The sequence below is a fragment of the Erwinia sp. 009765445 genome (assembly GCF_058137865.1).
Window position 1 is genome coordinate 49,078 of record NZ_JBYUWC010000016.1, and the last position, 15,289, is coordinate 64,366.

Below are 15,289 nucleotides of genomic sequence, written 5' to 3' on the forward strand. Positions count from 1 at the left end.
GTGACTGTTCGGGGAACCCTGGCCGCTCATAAAGACGCAAACAACGCCATCCGTGGCAGCTCGACTCCTGCCGTCCATGGCACGAGACGCTTTATTCCCGGCCAGGGTTCCCCTCACTTTGAGTTGGGCGGTCGTTTGAAAAAAACTTCCCACTCATAACTGCAAACTTAGCGCTTCAGCGCTTCGCTCAGCTCGTCACGCATGGTAGCCAGCATCGCTTTCACCACGCGCGGATTACCCGCCACGATGTTGCCGGAAGTCATGTAACCGTGAGCGCCAACAAAGTCAGTCACCAGGCCGCCAGCTTCACGCACCAGCAGTTCACCGCCTGCGAAATCCCATGGCTTCAGGCCGATTTCAAAATAACCGTCTACACGGCCAGCGGCAACGTAGGCCAGATCCAGCGCGGCTGAACCGGTACGACGGAAATCCGCACACTGGTTAAACAGTTTGCCAACGATATTGATGTAAGGAGTTGCATGCTGTTTTAGCTTGAACGGGAAGCCTGTCGCCAGGATGGTGCCGTCCAGATCGCGTGCTGTACCACCGCGCAGGCGATAACCGTTCAGCTGAGCACCCTGACCACGAGCCGCGCTGAACAGCTCATTGCGCATTGGATCATAAACCACGGCGACTTCGGTGCGGCCTTTGATGCGCACGGCGACAGAAACGGAGAAGTGAGGGAGACGCTTGATGAAGTTGGTGGTGCCATCCAGTGGATCGATAACCCATTGCACATCCTGGTCTTCACCGGCTAACTCACCACTCTCTTCAGTAATAATGGTGTGCTTCGGGTAAGACTTGCGGATCACCTCAATAATCAGGCGCTCGGCGTCGCGGTCAACATTGGTAACGAAGTCGTTGCTGCCTTTCTGGCTGGCTTCGACGGCGTCCGGGGTTTCATAGTTCTTGGCAATTAAATTTCCGGCCTTACGCGCAGCGCGCACGGCGATGTTGAGCATCGGATGCATCGGTCTCTCTCACTGGATGTTAAAGAACGGGAAAACGGCGCGGATTATAACAGGGAGAACGCCATCTGTCCTGAAAATATGTTAGCATCGTCAAATTATCTCACAGACCTGACTTCCCTATGCTGCAAAATATCCGAATCGTGCTGGTGGAAACTTCTCACACCGGCAATATGGGTTCTGTCGCTCGCGCGATGAAAACCATGGGCTTAACCAACCTGTATCTGGTCAACCCGCTCGTCAAACCTGATTCTCAGGCCATTGCTCTGGCTGCCGGGGCCAGTGATGTGATTGGCGAAGCCCACATCGTCGACACCCTCGACGAAGCGCTGGCTGGCTGCAGCCTGGTGGTGGGCACCAGCGCCCGTTCCCGATCTCTGCCATGGCCAATGCTCGATCCGCGTGAATGTGGAATCAAAAGCGTGCAGGAGGGGCAACAGGCTCCGGTCGCACTGGTCTTTGGCCGCGAGCGCGTTGGCCTGACCAATGAAGAGCTGCAGAAGTGCCATTACCATGTGGCTATCGCGGCTAATCCGGAATACAGCTCGCTGAACCTGGCGATGGCGGTGCAGATCATCGCTTATGAAGTGCGGATGGCCTTCCTGCAGACGCAGGAGAGCACGCAGCCGCAGCCTTCAGGTGAAGAGTCACCTTATCCGCTGATCGACGATCTCGAACGCTTCTATCAGCATATGGAGCAGATGATGGTTAATAGCGGCTTTATACGTGAAGGCAGTCCGGGGCAAGTGATGAGCAAAATGCGCCGCTTGTATACCCGTGCCCGTCCGGAGCGTGATGAGCTGAATATCCTGCGTGGCATGCTCTCTTCGCTGGAAAAAAACAGGGGCGAAAAGTAAGCAAAAATAGCTAGCAGTAATGGCAACAATAGTTGAGTAAAACACTTGGTTAAATAGTTGACCAAATCACTCAGGAATGGCAGACTTGCGACCATCTTTTCGTTAAGCCCACCAGGGTACAACCGAGGTCGTTTACGCCATGAGACTGACATCCAAAGGCCGTTATGCCGTTACTGCTATGCTCGACGTTGCTCTTCACTCCCACGAAGGGCCTGTACCGTTAGCTGATATTTCCGAGCGTCAGGGGATCTCCCTCTCTTATCTCGAGCAGCTGTTCTCCCGCCTGCGTAAAAATGGCCTGGTGGCCAGCGTACGTGGTCCGGGTGGCGGTTACCTGTTGGGTAAAGAGTCGAACGCTATCGCGGTTGGCGCAGTGATCACTGCCGTGGACGAGTCGGTTGACGCCACCAAGTGTCAGGGCAAAGAAGGCTGCCAGGGCGGCGAACGCTGCCTGACTCACGTTCTGTGGCGTGACCTCAGTGAGCGCATCAGCGACTTCCTGAACAACATTACGCTGGCTGAGCTGGTTAACAACCAGGAGATTCTGGATGTGGCCGACCGTCAGAACAATACTGAAAAAGCACGTGTGCCAAATGGCCGCATGCATGAAACTATTAACGTCAATCTGCGTGCCTGATTGCCTTTAAGGCGAAGCCTGTCGTCCGTCGTCACGGGGACGACAGGAGCTGAGCCCAGCCAGACAGCATTGAATGACGTTATATACGGAGTTCAACTGCAATGAAAGTCCCTGTCTATCTCGATTACGCCGCCACCACCCCTGCCGATCCCCGCGTTGCTGAAAAAATGGTGCAGTTCCTGACCATGGACGGCACGTTTGGCAATCCAGCTTCCCGTTCACACCGCTTTGGCTGGCAGGCTGAAGAAGCCGTTGATGTGGCCCGCAACCAGGTGGCAGAGCTGATCGGTGCCGACCCACGCGAGATCGTTTTCACTTCCGGTGCCACGGAATCCGATAACCTGGCGATCAAAGGTGCAGCCCATCTCCATCAGGAAAGAGGCCGCCATATCATCACCAGCCAGACCGAACATAAAGCGGTGCTGGATACCTGTGCCCAGCTTGAGCGCGAAGGTTTCGCGGTAACTTACCTCGTACCGCAACGTAACGGCCTGATCGATCTGCAGCAACTCGAAGCCGCGCTGCGCAATGACACCATTCTTGTGTCGATCATGCATGTTAACAACGAGATCGGCATCGTGCAGGACATCGCCGCGATTGGCGAGCTGTGCCGTACCCGCGATATCCTGTTCCATGTCGATGCCACGCAAAGTGTTGGCAAACTCCCGCTGGATGTCAGCCAGATCAATGTTGATCTTGTCTCTTTCTCTGCCCATAAAATTTACGGCCCGAAAGGTATCGGAGGGTTATACGTGCGTCGCAAGCCCCGCATCCGTATCGCAGCGCAGATCCACGGTGGTGGGCATGAGCGCGGCATGCGTTCCGGCACGCTTCCCGTCCATCAGATTGTCGGAATGGGGGAGGCGTACCGTATTGCTAAAGAAGAGATGACTGCTGAAATGGCACGTCTGGCGGTGCTGCGCAAAAAGTTGTGGGAAGGTATCAGCAAGCTTGAAGATGTGACACTGAATGGCGATCTTGAGCAGGGCGCACCCAATATACTCAATATCAGCTTTGGCGGTGTGGATGGCGAAACGCTGATTATGGCGCTGAAAGATCTGGCGCTTTCATCCGGTTCAGCCTGCACCTCGGCCAGCCTGGAACCTTCCTACGTGCTGAGCGCGCTGGGGCTGTCTGACGAGCTGGCGCACAGCTCGCTGCGTTTCTCTTTGGGGCGCTTCACCACTGAAGAGGAGATTGATTTTGCCATTCCTCTGGTGCAGAAAGCCATTACCCGCCTGCGCGAACGTGGATGAATTCTGTAAGTCACCATAGACGATGACGCAGAAAGGTTTATTGTAGTGTCCGACCGTTTTACGACGGACCTTATGAAGTTCAAACAAGGAGCCATGCGATGACAACGACTTCAATGAAAATAACACTGTCAACGGCAGCGGCAGATCAGCGCTGGGGGGAAAAAGCTACCCTGACCAGCAACGACAGTGGCATGACCATTCATCTGACGGGCAGCGACGCGCTGACCACCATCCAGCGCGCGGCCCGTAAAATTGACGGCCAGGGCATCCGCCACGTTACCCTGAGCGGCGACTGGGATCTGGAGAAAAGCTGGGCATTCTGGCAGGGCTATCGCGGCCCGAAAGGCGAACGTAAAGTTGAGTGGGCAGCACTGAGTGAGGCTGACAGCGCGGAATTTGAACGTCGCCTGAAAATTATCGACTGGGTGCGTGACACCATCAATCTGCCCGCGGAAGATCTCAGCCCGTCACAGCTGACTCAGCGTGCGGTTGACCTGCTGAGCGATGTGGGCGGCGAAAGCGTCAGCTACCGCATCACTAAAGGCGACGATCTGCGTAACCAGGGCTATATGGGCCTGCACACCGTGGGGCGTGGCTCATCCCGCCTCCCGGCGCTGCTGGCGCTGGACTACAATCCAACCGGTGATGAAAACGCCCCGGTGTTTGCCTGCCTGGTTGGCAAAGGCATTACCTTCGATACCGGCGGCTACAGCCTGAAGCCGAGCGGTTCAATGGATTCGATGAAATCGGACATGGGCGGCGCAGCTACCCTGACCGGTGCGCTGGCGCTGGCCGTCAGCCGTGGTCTGAAAAAACGTGTGAAGCTGTATCTGTGCTGCGCCGACAACATGGTGAGCGGCAATGCGTTCCGCCTGGGCGACATCATCAGCTACCGTAACGGCAAAACCGTGGAAGTGATGAACACCGATGCGGAAGGTCGTCTGGTGCTGGCGGATGGTCTGATTGACGCCAGCGAACAAAATCCTGAGTTGCTGATCGATGCTGCCACGCTGACCGGTGCCGCCAAAACAGCGCTGGGCAATGATTACCATGCGCTGTTCAGCTTTGATGACCAGCTGGCTCAGTCGCTGCTCAGCAGTGCTGCAGGTGAAAATGAGCCGTTCTGGCGTCTGCCGCTGGCCGAGTTCCATCGCAGCCATCTGCCGTCTAACTTTGCCGATCTGAACAACATTGCAGCTCCTTCACACACTGCTGGTGCCAGCTCTGCGGCAGCGTTCCTGTCGCATTTTGTGAAGCGCTACCAGAAGGGCTGGCTGCACATTGACTGTTCCGCCACCTACCGTAAAGGGGCTGTGGATCAGTGGTCCGCCGGGGCGACCGGCCTGGGCGTGCGTACCGTTGCTAATATGCTGCTGAAATAATCTGCCATCACAGCTTTCCTGCCTGCTCACCTGGGCGGAAAGCTGATGCCGTTGACTGGACCGATCAATGAATGAAAACAATCTGCGCCTTGAAGAGGTGCTGAAACTGGCGGCAACTGAGCCAGCACATCGCCCGGAATTCTTCTCTTTGCTGATGGATGCCAGCGTCTGGGTGCCCGGAGAAAGTGCGGAAGAGGGCGAAATCGCGGCCACCGCTCAGGTGGATTTACGGCACTGGGAGAAAGATGATGGCACCACGGTCATTCCTTTCTTCACCTCGGTCAGCGCTATGGAGCAGGCGGTCAGCGAAGAGCAGCCCTTTCTGGTGATGCCGGTGCGCACGCTGTTTGAAATGACGCTGGGCGAAACGCTGTTCCTCAACCCAAAACTGCCTTCCGGCAAGGAGTTCTCTCCTCGTGAGATCGGCAATCTGCTGGGTGAGGGCGGCAATGCTCTGAGTCAGCAAACCGTGCTGGAAGGAGGCACTTCACTGCTGCTTTCTGAAATTGCTGAACCGCCAGCGCAAATGATTGCTTCGCTGACGACGCTGTTTATCAGACACAAGCAGGTTCGCCGGGCCTATATTGCCCACATCAAAGAGTCGGCGGAAGAGCAACCCAACTTGTTGATTGGGATCGAAGCTGACAGCGATATTGAAACCATCATTCGTGCGGCAGGCAGCGTTGCTACTGACACGCTTCTGGAAGATGAGCCGGTTGATCTCTGTGAAGTGGTGGAAAATGAAAAGGGCATCAGTCACTTCTTTACCGCCCACATTACCCCCTTTTATGAGCGCAGGTGGGGCAGTTTTCTGCGGGAGTTCAGGCAGAGCAAATAACGCTAAATAATGCGTAATCCGGCCCTGAGCTGCCTGACGGCTCAGGGCTTTCTGTTGTTGGGGGGGGCGGTTAACGCACTCTTTTTTCCTTCCTTTCACGACATTATTAATTTATTAACGCTTTTTTTGTGAATCGTGTCATAAAAATAAATCGAAATAGCGTTACTGTGTTTAGTGAAAACCATTACAGAAAATGATGAATGTTAAAAGTCTCTGCTGCTGAGTTGTGGACTTGGTTTTATCATTTTTTTTATTTATCGCTTTGTTTTTATTATTATCTTCTATTTATTGATATTGAAATAAGTCCACATGGCATCTATCATTTGATGGTTTTACAACGCTTTTTCAAATTCAATACAAAAGGAAATGTCATGAGTGATTTTATCCTGATCGATAATAGCGACCCCCGGTTTGAAACCGTCAAAAAAGGCTTTAATCTGCGCTGGCCGGAAAGCGGCAAAGATGCCGATGCGGTCTATGTTTGCCAGACCGCCAGTGATGTTCTGAAGGCGGCGAATACAGCGCTTGCCAACAATCAGCGGATAACGGTTCGCAGTGGCGGGCACTGCTATGAGGGATTTGTCAGCAATAAATTGTCAGGAGAAGAAAGCACCCCTCTGGCGATTATTGACCTGGGGCTGATGGTGGGTATGGAGTACAGCGCTGAGGGAAATATCTCCTCGCCTTACGATCCTGATGTGAATTATCAGTTCCGGGCAGCAACAGGAAATCAAAACTGGGATGGTTATGTCAGCTTATACAAACTGACAAACTGCACGGTTCCCGGTGGGTCCTGCTATTCAGTCGGTTCGGGGGGGCATGTGACGGGAGGAGGATACGGTTTACTGTCCCGCTTACATGGCTTAACCGTTGACTGGCTGTCAGGAATCGATATTTTGGTGCCGGAAACCGACGGGAACTCGCTCGTTGCTAAACACGTGAATCTGAACAGCACGGGTACCGACAGGGAATTGTTTATCGCCTGCCGTGGGGGTGGTGGCGGAAACTTCGGTATTATCCTTAATTATTATTATGCGGCCTTGCCGCCAGCCCCTCAGCAGGTCTATTTACTGTCGCTAGCCTATCCGTGGAGTGGTTTCAGTTCTAAAGAGCAATTTGGTCAGTTTCTCAAAGCCTACTGGCAATGGTTCTCGACTCATGATAGTGAGTGGAACAGCAGCGATCCAACCCTGGCGAATGGCGGCCTTTTTAGCCTGCTCAAACTCCAGCATCGCTCCACCGGCGATATTCATCTACTGGTGCAGTATACCGGAAGTGACGGGCGCGTTGATGGCACGGGTCAGGCTGCGCCGTTTAATGACTTTGTGGCTACCATGAACAACGCTGCGGGGATAACGCCTTCAGTGGTGGAAACCGGCATGCGTTATGGCGCAATAGGGACAGCGGTGAAAAAACGCCCCTTCAGAGATGCGGCCAGTGATGCCCGATTAATGGACTGGCTGTATGCCACGCAAACACTTAATGGCTCAGGCGATAACCAGCGCGGAAAATATAAATCTGTTTACCATGTGGCAAATTTTGGAGACACAGAAATCACAGCCCTGTGGGATAACCTTAATGGCGCGGACGATCCTCTGTTGAATCAGGCTCTGGTGCAAATCGATTCGTATGGTGGTTGTATTAATACCAACAATGAAACCACGAATCCGACCGCCGTCTTTCAGCGAAGCTCGTTATTAAAATCACAATTTCAGGTCTACTGGACCAAGCCCGAGAATGATGCGCATTGTATTTCCTGGATGCAGAAACTCTATACCGCTTATTTTGCTGACCAGGGGGGCAAACCTTATGCCGACGATGGTCATTATCAGGGCTGTTATATCAACTACCCGGATGTCGATATGAAATATACTGCTGCCGACCATGCGACGGAGGACCCGCAATGGATGACGCTGTATTACGGTGACAAAGCTGCAACGCTGGTTGCCACCAAACAAGCCGTCGATCCGAATAATCTGTTCCGCAATGAAATGTCTGTCCCTCTCACCATGCCCGGCGACGGAAGCTGAAAGCCTTTACCGGACCAGGCGGCAGAGACGGTGATATATTGTGATTCTCTGGATGAATACCCGCTATTAGAGTATATGGAAAAAGAACCGTTTCACCTTTACGGGAAACGGTTCTTTTCATGGCGAAATGCTGTTATTTCAGCTGTGTGGCAATCGGCAGATCGTCGCGGCTGCCCCATTCACCCCATGAACCGTCATACAACCTGACATTTTTTGCGCCCAGCGTGGTCAGCGCCAGAATCACTACCACCGCAGTCACGCCGGAACCACAGCTTGCCACCACCGGCTCGTCCAGATTCACGCCCTGACGCTGGAAAATCGCTTGCAGCTCATCAGCCGGTTTCAGCTGGCCGTTTTCCACCAGGTCATTCCATGGCACGTTTTTGCTGCCAGGGATATGCCCGCGATGCAGACCCGGGCGCGGTTCATCCACCTCACCTTTGAAGCGGTTTGCCGCCCGGGCATCGACAATCTGTGTGCCGCCTTCATGGCTGATCAGCATCATATCGGTAATGCGTTTGATTGCCTTCGGATCAAAGCTGACGTCGAACTCGCCTTCCGGCAGCGTAACGGCACCGGTTTCCAGCGGCTGACCTGCGTCTTCCCAGCCCTTCAGGCCACCGGCGAGGATTGAAACTTCCTCCACGCCAAACTGGCGCAGCATCCACCAGGCACGCGGAGCGGAAAAGAGGTTACCCTCATCGTAGACCACCAGATGTTTATCACTGCTTACCCCAAGCTCGCGCATGGCGACGGCAAACGACTCGGCGCGCGGCATCATATGCGGATAAGGACTGGTGTGATCGGAGAGCGCTTCAATATCAAAAAAGGGTGCGCCGGGCAGATGTTTGGCCTGATATTCCGCCGTGATATTTCGCACTTTTTCCTGACCGGGTGGCAGCATGCGCACGTCGATAACCTGAATGTTTTCATCAGAATAATGTTCCGCCAGCCAGTCGGCGGTCACGAAGAAAGAGGATGTCATAGCGGCCTCGTAGTGGGTGTCATTCTCCTGAGTGTCCGCCATCCTGGCGGGCATCTCAAGTTCTTCTGTAAAATAGCTGAAAACCGTTATAAAGTTGTGGAATTAAAGCGGTTTTTTTTAATAATTTGTTGAATCTCCGATAGGCAAGCCAGCGGATGACCCCTATAATCTGCGCCATTTTCCGGGCCAGGGAGTCTTTCACTGGCCACACTCGACATCAAACAGGGGTCCATATGACTATTGAACGTACTTTTTCTATCGTAAAACCGAACGCGGTGGCAAAAAACGTGATTGGTGCCATCTTTAACCGTTTTGAAAGCGCTGGCTTCAAAATTGTCGGCAGCAAAATGCTGCACCTGAGCAAAGAGCAGGCTGAAGGCTTCTACGCGGAGCACCAGGGCAAGCCTTTCTTCGACGGCCTGGTTGAATTCATGACTTCTGGTCCGGTAGTCGTTTCCGTGCTGGAAGGCGAAAACGCCGTTCAGCGTCACCGTGATCTGATGGGTGCCACTAACCCGGCTAACGCTCTGGCCGGTACCCTGCGAGCTGACTACGCTGACAGCTTCACCGAGAACGCCACCCACGGTTCAGATTCTGCTGAATCTGCCGCCCGCGAAATCGCTTATTTCTTCGGCGAAGGCGAAATTTGCCCGCGCACCCGCTAAGATTTAAGATTATTGCCTGAGTGGCGCAGGGCGTTTACAAATTATTTTGCTGACGCGCTTTAACCTGTCGTTCCACGCTTGTACAATAATGCGCCCCTGATGAGAGTATGCTCAGCAGGGGCGTTTCATTTATATCACTCAACCCCAGCGCCATAACGTGTAATAACGAGGCCAGAGAAAATTATGTCTGAACACATTGTGACTCCGTCGTCTGCATCCCTTGCGATCGCCACGCCAAAAAAAGAAAAAATCAACCTGCTCGATCTGAATCGCCAGCAAATGCGCGAGTTCTTCGCCAGTCTGGGCGAAAAACCGTTTCGTGCCGATCAGGTGATGAAGTGGATTTATCACTACTGCTGTGATGATTTCGATAAGATGACCGACATCAACAAAGTCTTCCGTGGCAAGCTGAAAGAGCTGGCCGAGATCCGCGCACCGGAAGTGGCGGAAGAGCAACGTTCATCTGATGGCACCATCAAATGGGCCATCACCGTTGGCGGCCAGCAGGTCGAAACTGTTTACATCCCGGAAAAAGATCGCGCCACTCTGTGCGTCTCTTCCCAGGTTGGCTGTGCGCTGGAATGCAAATTCTGCTCCACCGCTCAGCAAGGATTTAACCGTAACCTGCGCGTTTCTGAAATCATTGGTCAGGTCTGGCGTGCGGCAAAAATTATCGGCGCGTCAAAAATTACCGGCCAGCGCCCAATCACCAACGTGGTGATGATGGGAATGGGGGAGCCGTTGCTCAACCTGAATAATGTGGTTCCGGCGATGGAAATCATGCTGGACGACTTCGGCTTTGGCCTGTCCAAACGCCGCGTGACCCTGTCCACTTCGGGCGTTGTTCCCGCGCTGGACAAGCTGGGCGATATGATTGATGTCGCATTGGCTATCTCTCTGCATGCTCCGAATGACACAATTCGTGACGAAATTGTTCCGATTAATAAAAAGTATAATATCGAGACTTTTTTAGGGGCCGTCAGCCGCTATATCGGCAAGTCCAATGCCAATCAGGGCCGCGTGACCATCGAATATGTGATGCTTGATCACATCAACGACAGCACCGATAACGCCCATGAACTGGCGGCATTGCTGAAGAACACGCCGTGCAAAATCAACCTGATCCCGTGGAATCCCTTCCCGGGCGCTCCGTATGGTCGCAGTTCGAACAGTCGCATCGATCGCTTCTCTAAAGTGTTGATGGATTACGGTTTTACCACTATTGTGCGTAAGACTCGTGGTGATGATATCGATGCGGCCTGTGGTCAGCTGGCCGGTGAGGTGATTGACCGTACCAAGCGTACACTGCGTAAAAAAATGGCCGGTGAGTCGATTTCTGTGAAAGCGCTCTGAAAGCTGAATATTCAGGTCCGGGGCGGCTGTCAGCCCTGATTCGATCGGCGTAGTATGCCTCTATCGAATCAGGAGGCACTATGGGTAAAGGATTACCGATCTGGCTGGCAGCGCTGCTCACCGCCTGCAGCCAGTCACCAGAGCACAGCGGACTGGTACAGACGAGGCTACAGTTAGGGCTCGACTATCTCGCCCGCAACGAATTACCCCCGGCGCAGCGCAATTTGTCTCAGGCGCTGCGGCTGGCATCGAAAGATTATCGCTGTCAATTGGCGATGGCTCGTTATCAGCAACGGGCGGGCGATCGGGATGCGGCGGGGCGCTACTACCAGAATGCTCTGCTGCTGGCAGGACAAAACCGTGATGTAATCAATAATTACGGTGCGTTTCTCTGTAGTTTAGGGCAGTATGATGCGGCTCAGCAGCAGTTCAGCAAAGCCGCTGAATTATCAGAAAACGGCGGCCGGAAGGATGCGTTGGAAAATGCCGGTTATTGTTATCTCCTTGCCGGAGAGAAGCAAAAGGCGCAAGTGGCGCTGAATGCGGCGACGCGAGACGATCCGCAAAAAGGGCTGGCGCTGCTGGCAGAAGCCGAAAGGCGATTTGGAAAGAGTGAGCGCGATACGTCGCAGCTCTTGTTAGATGTTTATCAGCGCAACTTTGCTGCTTCGGCAGAAAGCTTGTGGTTAGAGATTCGCTTCGCCGCGCTGGCCGGGCACCCTGAAAGCGTAAAGCAGGCAGGAGAGCAGCTGGCGCGAAATTTTCCACAATCGATACAGTACCTGCATTTTTTAGCTAATGAATACTGAAGCCACTCAAGATAACTCAGCAGTAAACTCCACAGGCCAGCGCCTGCGTGCAGCCCGTGAAGAAATGGGCCTGACTCAGCAGAACGTAGCTGAGCGCCTGTGCCTGAAACTTTCTACCGTCCGTGACCTTGAAGAGGACAAGTCGCCGGCCGATCTGGCGTCGACCTTCCTGCGTGGCTATATCCGCTCTTATGCGCGTCTGGTTCACGTACCGGAAGAGGAACTGCTGCCGATGATGGCGAAACAGGCTCCTGTTCGCGCGGCAAAAGTCGAGCCGATGCAGAGTTTTTCACTGGGCAAACGCCGTAAAAAGCGCGATGGCTGGCTGATGATCTTTACCTGGCTGGTGCTGTTTGTGGTGGTCGGCCTGACTGGGGCCTGGTGGTGGCAGAATCATAAAGCGGCACAGGATGATCTGGTGTCGATGGCCGATCAGAACTCGGGAACCAGCGGCGACAATAACAGCCAGTCTATCCCGCTGGGCGACAGTAACAGTTCAGACAGTGCGCCTGCAACAAACAACACTGCGGCTGAAAGCGTGCCAGCTGAGACGCCTTCAGCGGCGCCAGCTCCGGCCGCAGCTGCACCAACAGCAGATAATGCTGCGGCAGCCGCTCCGGCTCAAACTTCAGCTCCGGCCGCCGATGCGAACCAGCCAGTGGCGGTTTCACCCAGCCAGGCTCCGGTTGACAGCAGCGCCAACGGGCAGATGCCTACCGGTGCTGCTGGCGTCAGTGCGCCTGCCGCCGATGCTAACGCGCTGGTGATGAACTTTGACAAAGACTGCTGGCTGGAAGTGACCGATGCTACAGGCAAAAAACTGTTCAGCGGAATGCAGCGCAGTGGTGGTAAACTCAGCCTGACTGGCACTGCGCCGTATCGCCTGAAAATTGGCGCACCGGGCGCGGTCCAGATCCAGTATCAGGGTCAGCCAGTCGATTTGAGTCGTTTCATCCGTAGCAACCAGGTTGCCCGCCTGACAGTCGGTGCGCAATAACGCATCTTTCTGGTCGCGAGTAATTTCGGAGAAAGAATATGCATAACGAAGCACCCATTATCCGCCGCAAATCGAAGCGCATTTACGTCGGCAAGGTGCCAGTGGGCGACGGCGCGCCGATAGCCGTTCAGTCCATGACCAACACGCGCACCACCGATGTGGACGCGACGGTGAATCAAATTAAGGCGCTTCAGCGCGTTGGCGTGGATATTGTCCGCGTTTCTGTTCCCACCATGGATGCTGCCGAAGCCTTCCGCCTGATTAAACAACAGGTCGATGTACCCCTGGTCGCTGATATCCACTTCGACTATCGTATCGCCCTGAAAGTTGCTGAATACGGCGTTGACTGCCTGCGCATCAACCCCGGTAATATCGGTAATGAAGAGCGTATCCGTCAGGTGGTTGACTGTGCTCGCTACAACAATATTCCTATCCGCATCGGCGTGAATGCCGGATCGCTGGAGAAAGACCTGCAGGAAAAATACGGCGAACCCACGCCGCAGGCCCTGCTGGAATCCGCCATGCGTCACGTCGATCATCTGGATCGCCTCAACTTCGATCAGTTCAAAGTCAGCGTGAAAGCCTCTGACGTATTCCTCGCCGTTGAATCTTATCGTCTGCTGGCGAAGCAGATCGAGCAGCCGCTGCACCTGGGGATCACCGAAGCGGGTGGTGCGCGGGCCGGTGCGGTGAAATCTGCCATCGGTCTGGGACTGCTGCTCTCTGAAGGCATTGGCGACACGCTGCGTATTTCGCTGGCAGCCGATCCGGTGGAAGAGGTGAAGGTCGGGTTCGATATCCTGAAATCCCTGCGTATCCGTTCACGCGGCATCAACTTCATTGCCTGTCCGACCTGCTCGCGTCAGGAGTTTGACGTGATCGGCACGGTGAACGAGCTGGAACAGCGTCTGGAAGATCTCATCACGCCGATGGATGTTTCGATCATCGGTTGCGTGGTGAACGGACCGGGCGAAGCGCTGGTTTCCACGCTGGGCGTGACCGGCAGCAACAAGAAAAGCGGGTTCTACGAGGATGGCGTGCGTCTGCGCGAGCGTCTGGATAACAATGACATGATCGACCAGCTGGAGGCGCGTATCCGAGCCAAAGCGGCGATGATGGATGAGTCCCGCCGGATTGATGTTCAGCAGGTAGAAAAATAATCTGAAGCGCAGAGTCCGGTTCCCCGCTCTGCGATTACATCCAATTGTGAGAAAAAAGTAGTGGCGAAGAATATCCAGGCAATTCGCGGCATGAATGATTACCTGCCCGCGGACACCGTAGTATGGCAGCGTGTTGAGCAGATCCTCAAGCAGGTGCTGGCCAGCTATGGTTACAGCGAAATCCGCCTGCCGATTGTAGAGCAGACCCCGTTATTCAAACGCGCTATCGGTGAAGTCACCGACGTGGTTGAAAAAGAGATGTACACCTTCGATGACCGCAACGGTGAAAGCCTGACGCTGCGTCCGGAAGGAACGGCAGGCTGCGTGCGTGCCGGTATCGAACACGGTCTGCTGTACAATCAGGAACAGCGGCTGTGGTACACCGGACCGATGTTCCGCTATGAGCGTCCACAAAAAGGGCGCTATCGCCAGTTCCATCAGATCGGTGCGGAAGTATTTGGCCTGCAGGGTCCGGATATTGATGCTGAAATGATCATGATGACGGCCCGCTGGTGGAAAGCATTGGGCATTGCCGAGCACGTCAGCCTTGAGCTGAACTCCATTGGTTCGCTGGAAGCGCGTGCCAACTACCGCGACGCGCTGGTGGCGTTTCTGGAACAGCATCAGGAAGTGCTGGACGAAGACTGTAAACGCCGCATGTACACCAATCCTCTGCGCGTGCTGGACAGTAAAAACCCGGACGTGCAGACCCTGCTGAACAATGCGCCACAGCTGGCCGATCACCTGGACGAGGAGTCTCGTGAGCACTTTGCCGGCCTGTGCGAACTGCTGGAAGCGGCAGGCATTGCCTACACCGTTAACCAGCGCCTGGTGCGCGGACTGGACTACTACAACCGGACTGTTTTCGAATGGGTGACCAGCAGCCTTGGCTCGCAGGGGACTGTTTGTGGCGGTGGCCGTTATGACGGTCTGGTGGAACAGTTGGGTGGCCGTGCCACGCCAGCCGTCGGTTTCGCCATGGGAATGGAGCGTCTGGTGCTGCTGGTGCAGGCAGTTAATCCGGAATTTGAACCGACGCGCATTGTCGATGTCTATGTTATCGCTTCGGGACAGGGCGTGCAGTCAGCGGCAATGCTGCTGGCCGAGCAGCTGCGCGATGCAGACCCATCTCTGAAGCTGATGACCAACTTTGGTGGTGGTAACTTCAAGAAGCAGTTTGCCCGTGCTGACAAGTGGGGCGCGCGCGTCGCACTGGTACTGGGTGAGTCAGAAGTCGCTAATGGCGAAGTGGTGATTAAAGATTTACGTAACGGCAAGCAGCAGACGCTGGCACAGCGTGATGTGACAGCCACGCTGACAGCGTTGTTGAACCAGACAGCCGGTATTTAAGG

At 54.5% G+C, this 15,289-nt stretch carries 14 protein-coding genes; 12 read left to right on the forward strand and 2 right to left on the reverse strand.

Features of this window, described 5'->3' with window-relative positions:
* Positions 1–167 precede the first annotated feature (167 nt).
* Positions 168–971, reverse strand: a complete 804-nt coding sequence (suhB, locus tag AC3Y5R_RS17565) for an inositol-1-monophosphatase (protein ID WP_489922382.1) — start codon at positions 969–971, stop codon at positions 168–170.
* Between the two features lie 119 nt (positions 972–1,090).
* On the opposite strand from suhB, the gene trmJ reads away from it, so the two are divergent.
* The 6 genes from trmJ (at position 1,091) to AC3Y5R_RS17595 (ending at position 7,968) form a co-directional block, all read left to right on the forward strand.
* On the forward strand, positions 1,091–1,825 hold the full coding sequence (trmJ, locus tag AC3Y5R_RS17570; protein WP_489922383.1) for a tRNA (cytosine(32)/uridine(32)-2'-O)-methyltransferase TrmJ: 735 nt from the start codon (positions 1,091–1,093) through the stop codon (positions 1,823–1,825).
* Between the two features lie 139 nt (positions 1,826–1,964).
* Entirely contained in the window at positions 1,965–2,462 is a 498-nt protein-coding gene (iscR, locus tag AC3Y5R_RS17575; RefSeq protein WP_158780528.1) for a Fe-S cluster assembly transcriptional regulator IscR, read from the forward strand.
* A gap of 101 nt (positions 2,463–2,563) precedes the next feature.
* Positions 2,564–3,718 (forward strand): IscS subfamily cysteine desulfurase, encoded by a 1,155-nt coding sequence (locus AC3Y5R_RS17580; protein ID WP_158780529.1) that lies wholly within the window; start codon positions 2,564–2,566, stop codon positions 3,716–3,718.
* 98 nt (positions 3,719–3,816) lie between these two features.
* Entirely contained in the window at positions 3,817–5,100 is a 1,284-nt protein-coding gene (pepB, locus tag AC3Y5R_RS17585; protein WP_158780530.1) for an aminopeptidase PepB, read from the forward strand.
* 67 nt (positions 5,101–5,167) lie between these two features.
* On the forward strand, positions 5,168–5,938 hold the full coding sequence (gene sseB, locus AC3Y5R_RS17590; protein ID WP_489922384.1) for an enhanced serine sensitivity protein SseB: 771 nt from the start codon (positions 5,168–5,170) through the stop codon (positions 5,936–5,938).
* 200 nt (positions 5,939–6,138) lie between these two features.
* Positions 6,139–7,968 carry a BBE domain-containing protein gene (locus tag AC3Y5R_RS17595; RefSeq protein WP_489922385.1) on the forward strand — a complete coding sequence of 610 codons (1,830 nt, stop codon included), beginning with the start codon at positions 6,139–6,141 and terminating at the stop codon, positions 7,966–7,968.
* A gap of 133 nt (positions 7,969–8,101) precedes the next feature.
* Here AC3Y5R_RS17595 and sseA read toward each other — a convergent pair whose 3' ends face one another.
* The gene (gene sseA / locus AC3Y5R_RS17600; RefSeq protein ID WP_489922440.1) at positions 8,102–8,953 is read right to left on the reverse strand and encodes a 3-mercaptopyruvate sulfurtransferase; all 852 of its coding nucleotides are present in this window, start codon (positions 8,951–8,953) and stop codon (positions 8,102–8,104) included.
* A 233-nt stretch (positions 8,954–9,186) separates the two neighbouring features.
* Between sseA and ndk the strand changes: the two genes are divergently transcribed.
* The 6 genes from ndk (at position 9,187) to hisS (ending at position 15,287) form a co-directional block, all read left to right on the forward strand.
* Entirely contained in the window at positions 9,187–9,618 is a 432-nt protein-coding gene (gene ndk / locus AC3Y5R_RS17605; RefSeq protein WP_062744669.1) for a nucleoside-diphosphate kinase, read from the forward strand.
* 183 nt (positions 9,619–9,801) lie between these two features.
* Positions 9,802–10,971, forward strand: a complete 1,170-nt coding sequence (gene rlmN / locus AC3Y5R_RS17610; protein WP_489922386.1) for a dual-specificity RNA methyltransferase RlmN — start codon at positions 9,802–9,804, stop codon at positions 10,969–10,971.
* 80 nt (positions 10,972–11,051) lie between these two features.
* Positions 11,052–11,780 carry a type IV pilus biogenesis/stability protein PilW gene (gene pilW / locus AC3Y5R_RS17615; protein WP_489922387.1) on the forward strand — a complete coding sequence of 243 codons (729 nt, stop codon included), beginning with the start codon at positions 11,052–11,054 and terminating at the stop codon, positions 11,778–11,780.
* Positions 11,770–12,777 carry a cytoskeleton protein RodZ gene (gene rodZ / locus AC3Y5R_RS17620; RefSeq protein WP_489922388.1) on the forward strand — a complete coding sequence of 336 codons (1,008 nt, stop codon included), beginning with the start codon at positions 11,770–11,772 and terminating at the stop codon, positions 12,775–12,777. Before pilW ends, rodZ begins: the two co-directional genes overlap by 11 nt.
* A gap of 38 nt (positions 12,778–12,815) precedes the next feature.
* Complete coding sequence (ispG, locus tag AC3Y5R_RS17625; RefSeq protein WP_158782645.1) at positions 12,816–13,937, forward strand: flavodoxin-dependent (E)-4-hydroxy-3-methylbut-2-enyl-diphosphate synthase; 1,122 nt, start codon at positions 12,816–12,818, stop codon at positions 13,935–13,937.
* 60 nt (positions 13,938–13,997) lie between these two features.
* Positions 13,998–15,287 carry a histidine--tRNA ligase gene (gene hisS, locus AC3Y5R_RS17630; protein ID WP_489922389.1) on the forward strand — a complete coding sequence of 430 codons (1,290 nt, stop codon included), beginning with the start codon at positions 13,998–14,000 and terminating at the stop codon, positions 15,285–15,287.
* Positions 15,288–15,289: the final 2 nt, after the last annotated feature.

Bases quoted from the DNA above. Each gene is read 5' to 3' on its own strand.
- ispG (WP_158782645.1), top strand. From the start codon at position 12,816: ATGCATAACGAAGCACCCATTATCCGCCGCAAATCGAAGCGCATTTAC.
- rlmN (WP_489922386.1), top strand. From the start codon at position 9,802: ATGTCTGAACACATTGTGACTCCGTCGTCTGCATCCCTTGCGATCGCC.
- ndk (WP_062744669.1), top strand. From the start codon at position 9,187: ATGACTATTGAACGTACTTTTTCTATCGTAAAACCGAACGCGGTGGCA.
- pilW (WP_489922387.1), top strand. From the start codon at position 11,052: ATGGGTAAAGGATTACCGATCTGGCTGGCAGCGCTGCTCACCGCCTGC.
- trmJ (WP_489922383.1), top strand. From the start codon at position 1,091: ATGCTGCAAAATATCCGAATCGTGCTGGTGGAAACTTCTCACACCGGC.
- suhB (WP_489922382.1), bottom strand. From the start codon at position 971: ATGCATCCGATGCTCAACATCGCCGTGCGCGCTGCGCGTAAGGCCGGA.
- pepB (WP_158780530.1), top strand. From the start codon at position 3,817: ATGACAACGACTTCAATGAAAATAACACTGTCAACGGCAGCGGCAGAT.
- AC3Y5R_RS17595 (WP_489922385.1), top strand. From the start codon at position 6,139: ATGTTAAAAGTCTCTGCTGCTGAGTTGTGGACTTGGTTTTATCATTTT.
- AC3Y5R_RS17580 (WP_158780529.1), top strand. From the start codon at position 2,564: ATGAAAGTCCCTGTCTATCTCGATTACGCCGCCACCACCCCTGCCGAT.
- sseA (WP_489922440.1), bottom strand. From the start codon at position 8,953: ATGACATCCTCTTTCTTCGTGACCGCCGACTGGCTGGCGGAACATTAT.
- iscR (WP_158780528.1), top strand. From the start codon at position 1,965: ATGAGACTGACATCCAAAGGCCGTTATGCCGTTACTGCTATGCTCGAC.
- rodZ (WP_489922388.1), top strand. From the start codon at position 11,770: ATGAATACTGAAGCCACTCAAGATAACTCAGCAGTAAACTCCACAGGC.
- sseB (WP_489922384.1), top strand. From the start codon at position 5,168: ATGAATGAAAACAATCTGCGCCTTGAAGAGGTGCTGAAACTGGCGGCA.